At 45.2% G+C, this 17,422-nt stretch carries 8 protein-coding genes, 1 tRNA gene and 2 pseudogenes; 9 read left to right on the plus strand and 2 right to left on the minus strand.

Translation table 11 applies throughout. The annotated features are described in order from the left end of the window. Nucleotides 1–143 precede the first annotated feature (143 nt). From N7386_RS09515 to N7386_RS09525, 3 genes are all read left to right on the plus strand, one after another. On the plus strand, nucleotides 144–4,988 hold the full coding sequence (locus N7386_RS09515) for an NAD-glutamate dehydrogenase (RefSeq protein WP_086904709.1): 4,845 nt from the start codon (nucleotides 144–146) through the stop codon (nucleotides 4,986–4,988). Nucleotides 4,989–5,050: 62 nt separating this feature from the next. Beyond that, nucleotides 5,051–6,070, plus strand: a complete 1,020-nt coding sequence (pyrD, locus tag N7386_RS09520) for a quinone-dependent dihydroorotate dehydrogenase (RefSeq protein WP_011622457.1) — start codon at nucleotides 5,051–5,053, stop codon at nucleotides 6,068–6,070. A 200-nt stretch (nucleotides 6,071–6,270) separates the two neighbouring features. Next, nucleotides 6,271–6,804: a cell division protein ZapC gene (locus N7386_RS09525; RefSeq protein ID WP_011622458.1), complete on the plus strand. Its 534-nt coding sequence runs from the start codon at nucleotides 6,271–6,273 to the stop codon at nucleotides 6,802–6,804. A 493-nt stretch (nucleotides 6,805–7,297) separates the two neighbouring features. Here the strand turns inward: N7386_RS09525 and adhE are convergent, their stop codons facing one another. Further along, nucleotides 7,298–9,898, minus strand: a complete 2,601-nt coding sequence (gene adhE, locus N7386_RS09530) for a bifunctional acetaldehyde-CoA/alcohol dehydrogenase (protein WP_086904675.1) — start codon at nucleotides 9,896–9,898, stop codon at nucleotides 7,298–7,300. 317 nt (nucleotides 9,899–10,215) lie between these two features. Here adhE and N7386_RS09535 point away from each other — a divergent pair, with 317 nt between their 5' ends. The 5 genes and pseudogenes from N7386_RS09535 to N7386_RS09555 all read left to right on the plus strand — a co-directional run. Beyond that, nucleotides 10,216–10,848, plus strand: coding sequence for a YchE family NAAT transporter (locus N7386_RS09535; protein ID WP_011622460.1), 633 nt, complete (start codon nucleotides 10,216–10,218; stop codon nucleotides 10,846–10,848). A 255-nt stretch (nucleotides 10,849–11,103) separates the two neighbouring features. Then, the gene (locus tag N7386_RS09540) at nucleotides 11,104–13,098 is read left to right on the plus strand and encodes a methyl-accepting chemotaxis protein (RefSeq protein WP_086904676.1); all 1,995 of its coding nucleotides are present in this window, start codon (nucleotides 11,104–11,106) and stop codon (nucleotides 13,096–13,098) included. A gap of 202 nt (nucleotides 13,099–13,300) precedes the next feature. Continuing rightward, nucleotides 13,301–13,388, plus strand: a tRNA-Ser gene (locus N7386_RS09545). Between the two features lie 356 nt (nucleotides 13,389–13,744). After that, nucleotides 13,745–14,980, plus strand: a complete 1,236-nt coding sequence (locus N7386_RS09550) for a tyrosine-type recombinase/integrase (protein WP_037425208.1) — start codon at nucleotides 13,745–13,747, stop codon at nucleotides 14,978–14,980. Between the two features lie 125 nt (nucleotides 14,981–15,105). Further along, nucleotides 15,106–15,861: pseudogene (locus tag N7386_RS09555) on the plus strand (HepT-like ribonuclease domain-containing protein); the annotation flags it as partial. Nucleotides 15,862–15,908: 47 nt separating this feature from the next. Here the strand turns inward: N7386_RS09555 and N7386_RS09560 are convergent. Next, a pseudogene (locus N7386_RS09560) lies at nucleotides 15,909–16,007 on the minus strand (IS5/IS1182 family transposase); the annotation flags it as partial. 249 nt (nucleotides 16,008–16,256) lie between these two features. Here N7386_RS09560 and N7386_RS09565 point away from each other — a divergent pair. Next, nucleotides 16,257–17,330: a hypothetical protein gene (locus tag N7386_RS09565; protein WP_126513017.1), complete on the plus strand. Its 1,074-nt coding sequence runs from the start codon at nucleotides 16,257–16,259 to the stop codon at nucleotides 17,328–17,330. The last annotated feature ends 92 nt before the right edge of the window (nucleotides 17,331–17,422 follow it).

A 17,422-nucleotide genomic window follows, 5' to 3' on the forward strand; every position in this document is an offset into this window, starting at 1 on the left:
CTAAAATTTTCCTCGAAATACAGAGGATTTAGTAATAAACTTCGCGCGACGATCTGGATCACACTAATTTTCTGAGATCGTTAAGCCGAAGCATCCAAATAATGAAAAAAAGCGCTGCCATAGACGCTTAAGGAAACAGCAACATGGCCTTGAAAGATGCAATGCCTTCAGTACTACTTGAAAATGTAGTCAGTTTAATTCACGCTAAAGTCCCTAATTCACAAGCCAAGCAAGTTGAACAGTTCGCGACCTGCCTTTATGCCCACATGTCGAAAGACGACCTCAATGCGCGTAACGACAGCGACCTGTATGGTGCGGTTCTCAGTTTATGGAATGCACTAAACAAAACCCCGAAAGGGGAGACTCACCTCAGAGTATTCAATCCAAGTCAGTCAAAACACGGCTGGCAATCAACTCATTCGATCATTGAAGTTATCCAACCTGACATGCCATTCCTGGTAGATTCAGTTGGTATGGCATTGAATCGTATGGGTATTACGGCTCACATGATGTTACACACTCCGCTGGCGATTGAGCGTTCAGCCCAGGATGTAACTAAAGTCACTTACCTGAATCAAAGCCCTGACAGCACTGAACACGTTGCCGTTTTCCTGATTGAAATCGACCGTCAAAGCAGCAGTGTGGATATCAAAGCCCTTGAGCGCGAAATCCAATCTGTGCTGGGTGATGTGGCTGCATCAGTCAACGACTGGAGCGCGATGTCAGCTAAGCTGAGTGAGACCATTAAAGATTTACCTAAGCGTCCATTCCCCGGTGAGAAGCAAGAGTTAGAAGAAGCGATTAACTTCTTAACTTATCTTAATAATCATCACTTTACCTTACTGGGTTACCGTCAATACGATTTAAAACGCGTTGAAGGCGACGTCGAACTAGTGCCAAATATGGCCTCTAGTTTAGGCTTAATGAATAAGCACCATAAGACTCAGCCAGAGCAAGGTTTATTATTATCAAGCTTCTCTGACAGTGCCCGTAAAGAAGCCTTAGACCACAGTTTACTGATCCTGACCAAGAGCAGCGCCAAGAGCCGCGTGCACCGTCCTGCTTATGTGGACTATATCGGTATCAAACGCTTTGACAAGAAAGGCAATGTGGTCGGTGAAGATAGATTCATCGGTTTGTACGCCTCAAATGTGTATAACCGCAGCCCACGTGAGATCCCGCTGCTGAACGAAAAAGTCCAGCGCGTATTAGACCGTTCAGGTTTAACGCCACGTTCTCACGACTATAAAGCCCTGCTGAACATTCTCGAAAACCTGCCGCGCGATGAGCTAATCCAAGCCAATGTTGATGATTTAGCACACACGGCGCACGGTGTGCTCGAGATGCAAGACAGGGACAAACTGAAACTCTTTGTTCGCAAAGATGGTTTCGGTCGTTTCTTATCCTGTTTAGTGTACGTTTCAAAAGATCGTTACAACACTAAACTTCGCCAAGATACTCAACGTATTCTGGCTCAGCATTTCAACAGCAAAGAAGATGTAGAGTTTACGACGTATTTCTCCGAGTCAACCCTGGCCCGTACTCACTACATTGTCAAAGTTGATAACAATAATATGGATGTAGATGTGGCTGCCATTGAAAACAATTTAATTGAAGCGGCACGCTCGTGGGAAGATAAGTTAAATACCGCGCTAAACACCGCCTTAGGTGAAGAAGCCGGTACTCATCTGATGAAGCGTTACGCTAACGCCTTCGAACAAAGCTATAAAGAAGACGTATTACCAAGCTCTGCCGTTGTGGATATGCAACAGCTTGAAGCACTGGATGACGAACACAAGTTAGGCATGTTGTTCTATCAACCGCAGGAAGCAGCGTTGAACGACAACAAAGTGCGTTTAAAACTATTCCATAAAGATGAGCCAATCCATCTTTCTGACGTGCTGCCGATGCTGGAAAACTTTGGTCTGCGCGTGATCAACGAGCGTCCCTATGAAGTGACGACCTCAGACGGTTCTACCTTCTGGATCTTAGACTTCTTAATGACGGTTAAAGTCACTAATACCGACAATATTGCCGACAGCCAAGACAGATTCCAAACTGCACTCTCTCAAGTGTGGCAAAAGAAACTAGAAGATGACGGTTTTAACCGCATCATTCTGGCGTCAGGTTTAACAGGCCGTGAAGTGTCAGTACTGCGTGCTTACGCTAAGTACATGCGTCAAATCGATGCGACATTCAGCCAAGCTTACATCGAAGAAACCTTCGGCCGTTACCCACAAATCGCTGATTTGTTGGTGAAAATGTTTATTCGTAAGTTCAATCCAAAACTGAAGACCCGTACTCTGGGCAAGTTTATGGAGCAGATCAACCTACGTTTAGACGAAGTATCGAGCCTAGACGATGACCGTATTATCCGTCGTTACCTCGATTTGATTAACGCCACGCTGCGTACTAACTTCTACCAACTGGATGCCAAAGGCGAATCTAAGAGTTATATCTCGTTTAAATTCATGCCTTCGTTAATTCCTGAAATGCCGCGTCCGTTGCCGAAATTCGAAATTTTCGTTTATTCGCCACGGGTTGAAGGTGTGCATTTACGCTACGGTAAAGTGGCTCGTGGTGGTCTGCGTTGGTCTGACCGCCGTGAAGACTTCCGTACTGAAGTGCTTGGCTTAGTAAAAGCACAACAAGTGAAGAACACCGTAATTGTGCCTGTGGGCGCGAAAGGTGGTTTCGTTTGTAAACAACTGCCTACTGAAGGTGGCCGCGAAGCCTTCTTCACCGAAGGTCAAGAATGTTACCGCATCTTTATCCGTGCGCTGCTCGATATCACAGATAACATCGTTAACGGTGAAATCGTTCACCCGGTAGATGTGGTCCGTCACGATGAAGATGATCCATATTTAGTGGTCGCGGCAGACAAAGGGACTGCCACCTTCTCTGACATCGCTAACGCCATTTCTCAAGAATATAACTTCTGGTTAGGCGATGCGTTCGCATCGGGTGGTAGTAACGGTTACGACCATAAGAAAATGGGTATCACGGCCAGAGGTGGTTGGGAATCGGTTAAACGTCACTTCCGCGAAGTGGGTATCGATTGTCAAACCACAGACTTTACCTGTTTAGGTATTGGTGACATGGCGGGTGACGTATTTGGTAACGGTATGTTGTTGTCTAAGCACACAAAACTTGTGGCTGCATTCAACCACATGCATATCTTTATCGACCCGAATCCAGATACAGCTGCCAGCTATGAAGAACGTGCCCGTTTATTCGCGCTGCCACGTTCAACCTGGGAAGACTACAACAGCAAGCTGATTTCTAAGGGCGGCGGTATCTTCCTGCGTTCATCTAAGTCCATTCCATTGTCTGCTGAAATGAAGCAAATGCTGGAAACGGAAAAGACGTCGATGACTCCGACTGAGCTGATGAAAGAACTGCTGAAAATGCCAGTGGATCTGATTTGGAACGGTGGTATCGGTACTTATGTTAAGTCATCACGCGAAACCCATGCAGAAGTAGGCGACCGCGCTAACGATGCGCTGCGTGTCAATGGTCGCGAACTGCGCGCCAAGATCGTGGGCGAGGGTGGTAACTTAGGTTGTACTCAGTTAGGTCGTATTGAATACGCGGCAAACGGCGGTCGTATCAACACTGACTTCGTGGATAACGTAGGTGGTGTGGACTGTTCTGACAACGAAGTTAACATCAAAATTCTATTAAACGCGTTAGTCGCTGAGGGTGAACTGACACTCAAGCAACGTAACCGTTTACTGGAAGAGATGACTGAAGAAGTTGGCCAAATCGTACTGCAGGATTGTAAAGATCAAACCCGTACGATTTCGGTCACCCAAGTCCGCGGTGCTGAGCAGTTAAAAGAGCAAATTCGCTTTATCCAGTATCTGGAAAAAGAAGGCAAGTTAGACCGCGCCTTAGAATTCTTACCATCGGAAGAAGAGCTGGCAGAACGTTTAGCCAATGGCCGCGCCTTAACGCGTCCAGAGCTGTCGGTACTGGTGGCGTACGCTAAGATGGTACTGAAAGAGCAGTTACTGACTCAAGAAATCACCGAAGACACGCTGCTGAGCCAACTGTTGATTGCTTACTTCCCGAAACAACTTCAGGAACTGTACAGCCACAGAATGGTGACGCACCCACTGCGCGGTGAAATCATTGCCACGTCACTGGCCAACGAATTGGTCAACGACATGGGTCTGAACTTTGTTCAACGTATGCAAGATGAGACTGGTGCCTCAGTTGCCGACGCGGCAATTTGTTACACTATGGCTCGCGAAGTGTTTGGTTTAGCTGAATTAACTAAAGCGATCACTGACTTAAACGGTATTGTTCCTGCTGTGGTTCAGGGCGAAATGCTGCATCAATTACGTCGCAATATGCGCCGTGCATGCCGCTGGTTCCTGCGTCACCGCAACCGTACTTGGAGCATCGAGCAAACTGTAGCCTTCTTCAAACCCGTATTTGAACAAATCAAAGCGAATGTTCATTCCTACTTGGTAGAAGAAGAAGCGGCGGGTATCCAAGCTGAGATCAACGCTCTTATCAAAGAGAACGTGCCTCAGAATGTGGCGACCGTCGTGGCTAACATGAGCACACTGTTCTCGGCTCTGGATATTGCGCAAATTGCCCAAGCCGAAGAGAAAACAGTTGAGCTCGTTGCCGAGACATATTTCAAACTCGGTGCCCGCGTTGAGCTGCATTGGTTCCTAGAGCAGATCAGTGCACAGCCTGTGGCAAACCATTGGCAGGCACTGGCTCGTGCAGCCTTTAGGGAAGAGTTGGATTGGCAACAACGTGCGTTGACGTCAGTGGTCTTAAGAACATGCAGTGCAACCTGTGACGCTCAAAGCGTTATTTCTCAGTGGATTGATACCAATCAAGCCCTACTGGAAAGATGGTTCCATATGCTCGCTGACTTCAAAACGTCGCAAAGCCATGAGTTTGCTAAGTTCTCTGTCGCCCTGCGTGAACTGAACCTTCTGATCCTTCATTGCGAAGGCCATAAGTAAACTTTTATAACAATCAGAAGCCCTGGCGATCGCCGGGGCTTTTTTTAGGTCGAGGAAAATACATGTTTTATAAAATCGCACAGAAAGTCATGTTTCAGATGGATCCTGAGCGAGCGCATAATTTAGCCATTGGCAGCCTGAAAATGACAGGTAATAGTCCATTGAATGCGTTTTATGCCCAGAATATTGCGCCCGCGCCCGTCAGCTTTATGGGACTGACTTTTCCTAATCCTGTCGGTCTTGCCGCAGGTATGGATAAAGATGGCGAATCGATAGATGCCTTTCATGCGATGGGATTTGGTCATGTGGAAGTGGGTACAGTGACCCCAAGACCACAACCCGGTAATGATTTACCCCGTTTATTTAGATTAAAACCCGCAAAGGCGATCATCAATCGGATGGGCTTTAATAACAAGGGTGTCGATAATCTGGTCAAAAATTTGATCGCAAAGAAAACCGATATCATGGTTGGGGTCAATATTGGTAAAAATAAAGACACTCCAGTAGAGCAGGGTAAAGACGATTATTTGATCTGCATGGACAAAGTGTATCCCTATGCAGCCTATATTGCGGTGAATATTTCATCACCGAATACACCCGGATTACGATCGCTACAATATGGCGATCTATTAGACGAATTATTAAGCGCATTAAAAACTAAGCAACTTGAGTTGGCCGAGAAACATAAAAAGTATGTGCCAATTGCCCTTAAAATTGCGCCTGATTTAACCACGGAAGAAATCGAAAATATTGCTCAATCCTTGATTAAAAACAAGTTTGATGGCGCGATTGCGACTAACACAACATTAACCCGTGACGGTGTTAGCGGCCTTGCGAATGCCAATGAAAGTGGTGGGTTAAGTGGTAAACCATTGACTGAGCTTTCAACTAAAGTGATCAAACAATTAGCCACCTGTTTAAATGGTCAGATCCCGATCATTGGTGTGGGTGGAATTAACAGCGCAGAAGATGCGTTAGCTAAATTTGATGCGGGCGCGACTATGGTACAGATTTACTCAGGTTTTATTTACCAAGGTCCAAAGTTAATTAAAGAAATTGTTGAAGCTTACCGCTTAAAATAATGATCTTTAGATCTCAATAGGGATCTAAATTACGATCATTTATCTTAACTGCGATCTAAAACGATCAATAGATCGCAGTTAAGATCCTTAAATAGATCTACTAAGTAATTGTTAACTAATCTGTATTTTTATATTTTTATTTTGATATTGAATAAAATATCTACTATGATGTGCCAGTGTTCAAATAGTAGGTAAACGTTATGTTATTATTGCCACAAAAGGATTGGCACTGGAAATATAACGATTCGTATGGTGTATTAGGCGTTTCGTTAGGTTCCGAGATAGAATTTCTGACGGCTTATAAAGCAAAATCATTAATTCCTGATGCCTTATCAAGCATGGAATTTAATATTGCGCACGCCAAATTCTATATGAGCTTGCTCGACAAGTTGCCGAAAACCTTATCCCTTACCGATGCCGCCATAGTGCAAATTGCTCTAAATGCGACAGCCGCGCATTTTATGCTGACACCACAAATGCCAAAATCATGGTTTTTTGATTGCAGCGATGTGTGCGTATTTAGCGATGTGGGTAAAGTCTTTGAGCTTAAATGCCAAAAACAACGCGCATTAGTCTTAGTCATCGAAAACACCCTACAATCCGCGTTGGTGATGTTATTATCGCCAGAATGTGTGTTATCAGGCGCTAAAACCATGACGCAATTTGAAACCATTAAGGTGATGCATAATCGCTTGCATCCATTAAGGGTACAGCGCCATGTTGTCGCAGCCTAAATGACGGTCTAGCCAAATCTTGGCCGTCATTATTTATTTCGAGCTATTGGCAACATAGCTTGGTATTTTGATTATTTCCGCACGGTTTTCCGCTTATCTGACACTATTCATTTACCCTATAAATCGACATGATTTACTGAAAGGTCAATTTAGAATATCTACAGCGTTATACTTCCTCGTTAATCCAAATCGTAGACTTTAGTGATACTCTTTGTCCCGACTTTTTGAACGCAAGAAATAGGGGTAAATATAGCCATAAGCGCTCTAGGTTCACTCTCTATTTATCTTAGAAATAGTCTTAATAAACTATAGGGTTGAGGATAGACAATAAGCTTGGGGACTGGTGATTCATTCGATTGGTAAACTTAAGATAAGTCGGCCAGTTGAATATATCTTCAAATTTCTTTGTCGGTACTTTAGTGAATAATGGGCTTTGTTTACCTATATCACTAAGGAAACAAAGCCCAGTCAATTTCAGTGACTATTTAATGCACTATTGCTCGGTGAAAGGGCGGCCATAGTAGCTGTCGAGCAGTAGCTGTTTTAGCTCACTAATCAGAGGATAGCGAGGGTTGGCGCCAGTACATTGGTCATCGAAGGCATCCTCGGCGAGCTCGTCTAGTTTGGCGAGGAAGTCGGCTTCGTTAACTCCCGCTTCTTGGATAGATGCTGGAATGCCCAGCGTCTTCTTGAGTTGCTCGATTTTTTCCAGCAATTTCTCGACTTTTTCCGCATCTGAACTTCCACCTAAGGCTAAATGATCGGCAATCGCGGCGTAACGACACAGGGCTTTGGGTCTGTCGTATTGGCTGAATGCGGCTTGCTTAGTGGGTAAGTCGGTCGCATTAAAACGGATCACGTTACTGATGAGTAGCGCATTGGCCAGTCCATGGGCTAAGTGAAACTCGGCGCCCAGTTTATGGGCCATTGAGTGACAGATCCCAAGGAAGGCGTTGGCAAAGGCGATACCGGCTATAGTTGCGCCATTGTGCACTTTTTCACGGGCGATGGGGGATGCAGCGCCAAGCTCATAAGCATCGGGCAGATATTTGCACAGTAGGTCGAGTGCCTGCAGGGCTTGACCATCGCTGTACTCATTCGCCATCACGCTGACATAGGCTTCGAGCGCGTGGGTGATCGCATCGATCCCGCCGAAAGCGGTTAAGGATTTAGGCATATCCATCACCAGATTCGGGTCAACAATCGCCATGTTAGGGGTGAGTTGATAGTCGGCGATGGGGTATTTTTTACCGGTTTGTTCATCGGTGACTACGGCAAAAGGTGTGACCTCAGAGCCTGTGCCAGATGTGGTGGGGATTGCCACCATAGTGGCTTTGACGCCCATTTTAGGGAATTTATAGATACGTTTACGGATATCCATAAAACGCAATGCTAAATCGGCAAAGTCGACATCGGGATGCTCGTACATGACCCAAATAATCTTGGCCGCATCCATGGGTGAGCCACCGCCTAAGGCAATAATCACATCGGGCTTAAAGCTATTGGCGACTTTGGCACCTAGGCGTACGGTGGCCAGTGTGGGGTCGGCTTCCACCTCGTAAAAGACTTCGGTTTCAAGGCCCTGTGCTTTTAAAATCTTTAAGGTTTCGTCGCAATAACCTTGGTTAAAGAGGAATCTGTCGGTCACTACGAGGGCGCGTTTTTTATCGCTCAATTCTTCAAGCGCAATGGGTAAACTGCCGCGGCGAAAGTAGATAGACGAAGGAAGCTTGTGCCACAGCATGTTTTCAGCCCTCTTAGCGACGGTTTTTTTATTGATTAAATGACTTGGGCCGACGTTTTCGGAAATCGAGTTTCCGCCCCAAGAACCACAACCTAAGGTGAGCGAGGGAGCGAGTTTAAAGTTGTACAGATCGCCAATGCCGCCTTGCGAGGCTGGGGTGTTGATTAAAATACGCGCGGTTTTCATTCTAAAACCAAAGGTTTTCACCCGCTCGGTTTGGGTGTCTTGGTCAGTATATAAGCCTGATGTGTGGCCAATCCCGCCTAAGGCAACTAAGGCTTCTGCTTTATCGACGGCATCACTGAAATCGGCGGCGCGGTACATGCCAAGCAATGGGGATAGTTTTTCGTGGGCAAAGGCTTCGGCCTCAGTGATATCGGTGACCTCACCAATTAGTACCTTAGTAGTGTGGGGGACATCAATGCCCGCCATTTGCGCTATGGTCGCGGCGCTTTGGCCGACGATATCGGCATTTAAGCCGCCATTTTTAAGGATGACTTGCTGCATTGCTGCGGTTTGCGCGGCATTTAAGAGATAACCACCATGAGTCGCGAAGCGCTCTTTAACTTGCTCGTAGATGCTATCGACCACAATCACCGCTTGCTCTGAGGCACAGACAACGCCGTTATCGAAGGTTTTAGACATCAGAATCGAGCTGACCGCACGTTTTATATCGGCGGTTTCATCAATAACAATCGGCGTGTTACCTGCGCCGACACCAATTGCGGGTTTGCCTGAGGAGTAGGCGGCTTTCACCATGCCTGGGCCACCTGTGGCGAGGATAAGGTTCACTTTAGCATGGGTCATCAATTGATTGGAAAGTGCCACACTGGGCTCATCAATCCAACCGATAATGTCCTTGGGCGCACCGGCGGCAATAGCAGCATCTAGTACCAATTTCGCCGCTGTGGTGGTCGAGACTTTCGCCCTTGGGTGAGGGGAGAAAATAATCGCATTACGGGTTTTAAGACTGATTAATGCTTTGAAGATGGCGGTAGAGGTGGGATTTGTGGTGGGGACAATCCCACAGATAATGCCCACGGGCTCGGCGATAGTGATAGTGCCGAAGGTGGGGTCCTCGGATAAAATTCCGCAGGTCTTTTCATCTTTGTATTTGTTGTAAATGTACTCGGAGGCAAAGTGGTTTTTAATCACTTTGTCTTCAATCACTCCCATTCGGGTTTCGGCGGCGGCCATTTTCGCAAGCGATATGCGCGCATCGGCGGCGGCCAGTGCGGCGGCGCGGAAAATCGCATCGACTTGTGCTTGGCTAAAACTGGCATATTCGGCTTGCGCTCTGGCGACGCGCTCGACCATGAGATCCAGTTCTTGAGCATTAGTTACTGTCATGATTAAGACTCCTAAAAAGATTTAGGGAATGCGCGATTCGCTAAATCTTCTTTATGGTGAAAAATTACACCTAAAGCCGCAGTGAAAGTGTGATCGTCCAATCAGTTTGGCGCTCTTATGTAATAAAAATACAGTAACTATGATCTGTTTTACCCTCTTTGGCTTAAAATCCACCGAGGATTGCCAGCAGTTATTACTCAAACTTGTGATTTAACCTCAAAAATCTCATTTTTCAGTCATCTGCGGTTAAGCTACTATACTTGCCCTTACGGTTAGTTTGATGAAATTGGCGTGACACGCTCAATAAGGACTGCAACTTGGAGTTAACACTTTACGTTAAATTTTTTCTTGGTCTGGTTGCCATTATCAACCCCATTGGTTTGTTGCCAGTGTTTGTGAGCCTAACCAGCCATCAAACCGAAGCCGAGCGTAACCATACGGGTAAAGTGGCTAACTTTGCGGTGGTGGTGATCCTGCTGGTGACCATAGTGGCGGGACAACATATTTTGAATATGTTCAGTATTTCACTCTCGGCCTTTAGGATCGCTGGCGGTACCTTGATCGCGATTATTGCGATGTCGATGCTGCAGGGGAAATTGGGCGAAGTAAAACGCAACCAAGAGGAAGACCGCGAATCTTCGGCGATGGAGTCCGTGGCGGTGGTGCCGTTAGCCTTGCCGTTAATGGCAGGCCCTGGTGCGATTAGCTCGGTCATCGTGTTTGCCGCAGAGCATAATTCCTTCTCCAATTTTGTGGCGATGTTTATCACTGTGATCATTTTTGGCTTGGTGAGTTTCGCCCTGTTCAGAATGGCGTCAATCATCTACAAAATTCTTGGTAAAACAGGGATTAACGTTATTACCCGTTTGATGGGGCTATTAATGCTGTCGATCGGGATTGAGGTGATTGCCGCTGGTATTAAAGGGCTGTTCCCACAACTCTTTAGCTAATTGACCTTATCGGGGGAGGAGTATGTCCTCCCTTGTTTTGGTTGTGTATCTGCAATTGATACTTTTTCAATCTCTATTTCTCACACAGTTTATTATCTGTAGAAGATGGGGTACCGCCGAAAAAGCTTATGCAAGCATCTGTTTTTTAGGTGTTTAGTAATGGCTAAATTAGGTAAAAATGGTCGTTCTCGCGTAAATCCTATGCTATACCTATTTTGTCTTATCTCTTAACCTCGCTTTAATAAGGAAATCACTATGAAATGGCAATGGATTGGCAACCTCAGCTTGAAACAAAAATTACTCATGGTTGTATTGCCGCCCTTATTTGCATGTTTTTTATATGGTGCTTTGTTTCTCATTGAAAAATATGAGTATCGCCAAGAGCTTAAGCTTATCGTCCAATTGAGTGAATTGGCGGTCACCAACAGTAATCTGGTGCATGAGCTACAAAAAGAGCGTGGCATGAGCGCAGGCTTTATTGGCTCAGCGGGTAAAGCCTTTGCAGGCAAAATCCCAAGTCAAAGACAACTGACTGATACCCAGTTAAAACAATTCCAAGATTTCATTTCAAACAATGCGTTACCCGAAGTGTTTGCGCCTAAACTACGGGAGATCAACACGCAGCTTGGTCGCCTTTCGGGGATCCGTTCGCAAATCGACAGTTTATCCATCAGTGTGGCCGATGAAGTGGCCTATTACACCGATCTCAATAAACAGTTATTAGCCATAGTCGATGAAACGGCAAAGGCGGGCGCTAACCAAGAAATTGCCATTAAGGCTGCGGCATTCAGTGCCTATCTACAAATGAAGGAACGGGCGGGGATTGAGCGTGCTGTACTGAGTTCAACCTTCGGTCAAGCAGGCTTCAAACCTAAGGTGTATGCCAAGTTTATTACCTTAGTCTCAGAGCAAAATACTTATCTGGAGCGCTTCTTGGCACTTGCCACGCCCAATCTCGTCGAGGGTATTCGTCAGCTGCAAAATGGTAACGAAGTCAGAGAAGTTGAGGCAGTAAGACAAATAGCAATCGACCAAGACAATCAAAAAATTCAGCAACAAAACCCAGAGGATTGGTTTGCGAAATCCACGGCACGTATCGACCGTTTACGGGATTTTGAGCAAGAAGTTTCCACCGATCTGGTTAAGACCACCACAGACCGACTCTATACCGCCAACGAGCATATGTTCTTCGTGCTCGTGACATTAACCGTGGTGTTAGTGTTAGTGCTGCTGTTGAGTCTGTCGGTTATCCGTTATCTACATGACAGTGTGCACCATGTGTATTCGACGGTGACAAAGGCTCGAAAACATTATGATCTCAGCGTGCGTTTAACCCAAAACAGCTCGGATGAATTTGGGGAATTGGCTATTGCATTCAACGACATGATGAATGATTTCGAGAGCGTGATCCTACAAGTACGAGCAAGCGCCAGCAAGCTACAGCAAGCGGTAGAGCAAATGGATGTGTGCACCCATGCAATGGAGCAAGATGTGATGGCAGGGCACAGTGAGGCCGAACAAGTGGCCTCGGCAATGACTGAGATGAGTGCGACAGTGGCAGAAATCGCCAGTAACGCCGTAAATGCATCGGAAGCCTCCACCGCAGCGAACCATGAGGCGAAAGCGGGTAATATCGAAGTGGGTCGTACCAGCGCCGCCATTAAGGCGTTAGCCGATGATATTAATGGCGCCTCTAAAGCCATTAATGAACTCGACCGTGAAATCCACGGTATTGTGGTGGTGCTCGATGTGATAAGCGGCATTGCCGAACAAACGAATCTACTTGCACTTAATGCGGCGATTGAAGCTGCAAGGGCAGGCGAGATGGGACGGGGCTTTGCCGTAGTGGCCGATGAAGTGAGAAGTCTTGCCCAGCGCTCACAAACCTCGACCTCGGATATTAAGAACATGACGGATAGACTGAAATCGGGCGCCAGCATCGCCGTTAAAGCCATGGAGCGCGGACTCGCGCAGGCCAATAACAGCGTGCACGAAGCCGAGCAGGCGGGGATTGAGCTTAAACGTATCGTCGAGCAAGTGGATATTATCGACCGCATGAATGAGCAAATTGCCACGGCAACCCATGAACAGTCTGCCGTGTCTGAGGATGTGAATCGCAATGCATTGAAGATCAGTGAAATTTATCTCAATACCCAGAGGATTTCGGATGAATTACGGGAATTGACCAAGGCACTGACCTACGATGCGGCGCTAATGTCCAAGGAAGTGAACAAGTTCAACGTCAATTAATGGCGAAAGTCGGACATAAATCTCAATTTATCAGGCGGTTTGTTTAGCAATTGCGCAACCGCCTGAAATCAACTCTTTTTTACTTGACCACCCACAGGCTTTTGCGTACAGTACCGCTCCGTTAACGACGAAAGCTTACGAATAGAGCTTATAGCGTTATGCGGCGTGGATGATTAACACGTAAAACGAATCACAACAATCTGGTGAGATGTCCGAGTGGCCGAAGGAGCACGCCTGGAAAGTGTGTATACGGAAACGTATCGAGGGTTCGACTCCCTCTCTCACCGCCACATTCAAGTTTAAAGACGTCCTAGGACGTCTTTTTTCTTACCTGTATTTTATTGAAATCAATAACTTATCATCCTATATTGTTTGATGACATCCTACTGCATCCGAAATTTTTAGTAATGCCAAAAGTAATGCCAAGGAAGTTTGATAAATTTTGGCATTACTTTTGGCTTCAAAAATACCCTTTATTTATGCCGTTTTTTTACTTGATTTTCTCGATTTTATGGCCCAGATTTAACTTGGCAATATCCTGATTTGTCTGAATTTATTCAGTGATAAGTAATGCTTGATTTTCGAGTGAAAAATGATGCGAAAATCAAGCATTACTTTTGGGTTTAATTTGAGAGGGTAAAACGGTATGGGAAGGAGTACAAATAAGCTGACTGCAAAAGCGGTGCTCAATGCTAAAGCGGAAGCAAAGCCCTATCGATTGTCAGATGGTGGCAATCTCTATCTCTATGTGCGCACTGCAGGGAAAACGTGGGAATTTAGATACATACGTCCCTCCACCAGCAAACCCACCTATTTTGGTTTAGGCTCATATCCTGATGTATCCTTAGCTGAGGCGCGAGATAAAGCGCTAGAAGCGCGAAAAAACTTGGCCGAAGGCATCGACCCTCAATTACTTAAAGTTGAAAACAAATTAAAAGCGGCAACAGAGAACGCTCAAACTCTCAAGCATATTGCGCAAATGTGGATGGACTCTAAGCAGGGAAGCATTAAGCCTAAAACCATCGAAGGCAATTGGCGTAAGCTTGAGCTGTATGCCTTCCCTAAACTTGGGAGTATTGCGATTAGCAGACTCACGGCTCCCATAGCCATTGCCGCGCTCAAGCCCCTAGAGCAGAAGGGGCATCTTGAAACGGTTAAACGTACCGCTCAGTTGCTGAATGAAATCATGAACTTTTCAGTTAACTCTGGTTACATTCATGCTAATCCGTTGTCAGGTATTCGAGAAGTATTTAGAAAGAGCAAAGTAGAACATCTGAAAGCATTAAAACCAGCAGAGCTAGCTGAGTTGCTGCAGACTATTGCAAACGCCAATTTATTGTTAACGACCCGGTGTTTGATTGAATGGCAATTGCACACAATGACCAGGCCAAATGAAGCGGCCGGAGCCCGTTGGGAAGAAATCGATTTTGATGCCAAACTTTGGACTATTCCTGAATCACGCATGAAAATGAATCGTGAGCATATTATCCCGCTTACAGAGCATACTCTCGCGATACTCGAAACTGTTAAGCCGATTAGTGAGCAGAGCCAATTTGTCTTTCCATCATCTAAAGATCCTAAAAAGCACACAGATCCTGAAACCATCAACAAAGCATTAGGGCGAATGGGATTAAAGGGAAGAACAACGGGGCATGGTTTACGCTCACTGGCGAGCACTACCTTAAATGAACAAGGCTTTGATGGTGATGTTATTGAGGCAGCGTTAGCCCACGTAGATAAAAACCAAATCCGCAGCGCCTATAATCGCACTACCTATTTAGAGCGACGGACCAAGTTAATGGAGTGGTGGAGCAATCATATTGCCACTGCAGCAGTCGGGTCTTTGTCAGTAACAGCGGGGTCAAGAAAATTAGGGGCATGACCTGTTAAGGCCGAATAGATATTATCTCCTGAGTTAAAAGGTTAGGGGACGTGACACACGGCCCCTTCCTGAAGTCCGACTCAGGATTTGTACACTTACATCATGACAAACCTAAAGCCAAGCCAATGACTATCGAGCAGAGCCAGTATTTACAACAAATAAGCGCTTTAGCTGCAAGCCATCCGAAGGTGGCGGTATTATGGCTGTATGGTTCGCAGGCGAAAGGAAATGCTAGCGAGCATAGTGATTGGGATTTAGCCGTTGCATTCGACCCGGTAAAGGCGGACAGTGTGCTTGATACTCGTATTAGAGCTGAAGTGCTTGCTATGGATTGGCAAAGAACATTGGGGCTAGCCGAAGGAAAGCTTTCCGTTGTCGATATCAACCTTGCACCAATCCCTCTGGCTTTTGGGATCATTAATGCCAATAAACTTATCTTTAGTCGAGATGAAGGTCGAAGAATGCAAGAGGAGTCTCGCATTATGTCGCAAATGGAACTCGATTATTCAGCCCTAAACCACTTTATTATTTTGGATAATGCCTATATCACGTCATTGCGCTTAAGCCTTAGCTGGTATCAAGCCGAGCTTGGAGAGTTACGTCAATTACTTAGTCAGCGTCCCCTATCTAATCTTGAAGAACGCGCAGCAGAGCGCACACTACAGGTCTCTATTGAAGCTTGTATTGGCATTGCGAAACATTGGGCTATGGCTCTTGCAGGGCATAGTCCGCAGGATGCTTACCAAGCATTTGAGATCCTGTGTCAACGAGGAGCACAACCAGCCGATGAGTTGGGTGGCTGGCGTAAAGTAATAGGCCAGCGTAATGCATTGGTGCATGATCATTTGAATATTGACCCTGAGATCATCCGTAGTGTGAGCTCTCAAGGTTATAGCGATAGATTATTTGCTTTTGCAGCGCAGGGGTTGATTGCCTGTGCGTCTATCCAAAAAGTCAGTGAGCCTCGGTTGGTCAGCGCTTTGTAATATTCTGGTCAATTGGTGATGCGATGCTTTGGTTTGCATATCTGATGAGCTTCCTGTGTGGTAGTTACATGATCTGCTCGCATCTTAGACAGAAGGTTCATTCATTTAGGCAACAACGCTGTGATTTTCATGTTTACTCGGCGAACTACACTTAGCGCGAAGCAAATTAGTCACCCTGTACGCAAGTTTCAAAACCACTACAGTCCATCAGAGTAAAAAAATTGTTATCACCCCGTTTGCTATTTCTGCTATTAGTAGCAGAAATAGCAAACAATTAAGGATATAAGTCTATGGAAAGAGTGGTTCAGCTATCGTCAGTCAATTTGAATACAAGTGCCGCCTCTGTCATAGAATTTTTGATGGATAAGGATAGGCCGATATTTTTCAGGGTGCCTGATAATAAGAATGCATGGGTTATTAAACGCGCTAGTGATGTTCCAGTTAAGTGGATACAAGGAATAATAAAAGCTTCAAAGACAGTAAGATCTGTCGCTACTTACAGTGGTGCTGCAAGTGATAAGGAACAGTTTGAAAGAGATCTTCAAAAAATCACTGATGTCCAACTCATAAAGGGTGTCAGCTACGGTTGTCTAGGAGCAAATGATCTATTCATTTTGCTTACTCATAAAAACTTAAGAATCAATAAGTTAGATTTAATCATGATTTATGACACCGGTGGTAAATTGAGTTTAGCTGTAGAAAATCGCCGAAGTCAAAAGTCTAATATTCAGACTATTGATGACAAACCAATTTCCCGTACTCTCCTGAAATCTGCCTCTTGTGGTGAAATCCTATTTACCAATAAAACCGTCGATTATTGGGCTAAAGATAATAGTACGCTAAATGACATAGTTGGGATTGATATTACCTTCGATTCATTAGTCGTCTATGAGTCAGACATTCTCAATTTTATACATAATGATCTGGATTCTATCCCCAATGATAGTCCTTATTACATCCCAAAGGATTTGCGCAATCAGAGTGATCTCGATCAATTAGCCGCGTTAGGTTATCAACTTTTTTCAAATAATTGTAAATCAAAAATCACATCCAAGGACCTAGCTGCAAAAATAGAACGTACATTGGGATACTCTGGTAAGAAAGCTGTGACTGCAGCTTATTTCCTAATCCCAAACCCTAAGGGTAATAATATTAGAGAACCATTGGTCAACGATAATGCTAATCCAGATTGTAAATTTCCCTTTTTGGTAAAAGCGTTTGCGTTACATGGCATACACATCAAAACTGAGGACACGTCAAAAGTAAATTCTTTATTAATCACATATTTTAATGATCACAATTTTTCAGAGGATAATGTTAAATATGCTGAGATTATTTTACGAAAAAAAGTTAGGGTGAGCTAAATCTGTTTTAAATCAAGGTTTTGACTTTTCGGGGGAGTGATTTCTATCCATTCGCTCCCTTATTAATTATTTTTAGACTACTTATAGTGACC

This window comes from Shewanella sp. GD04112, from assembly GCF_029835735.1.
Lineage (GTDB): Bacteria > Pseudomonadota > Gammaproteobacteria > Enterobacterales > Shewanellaceae > Shewanella.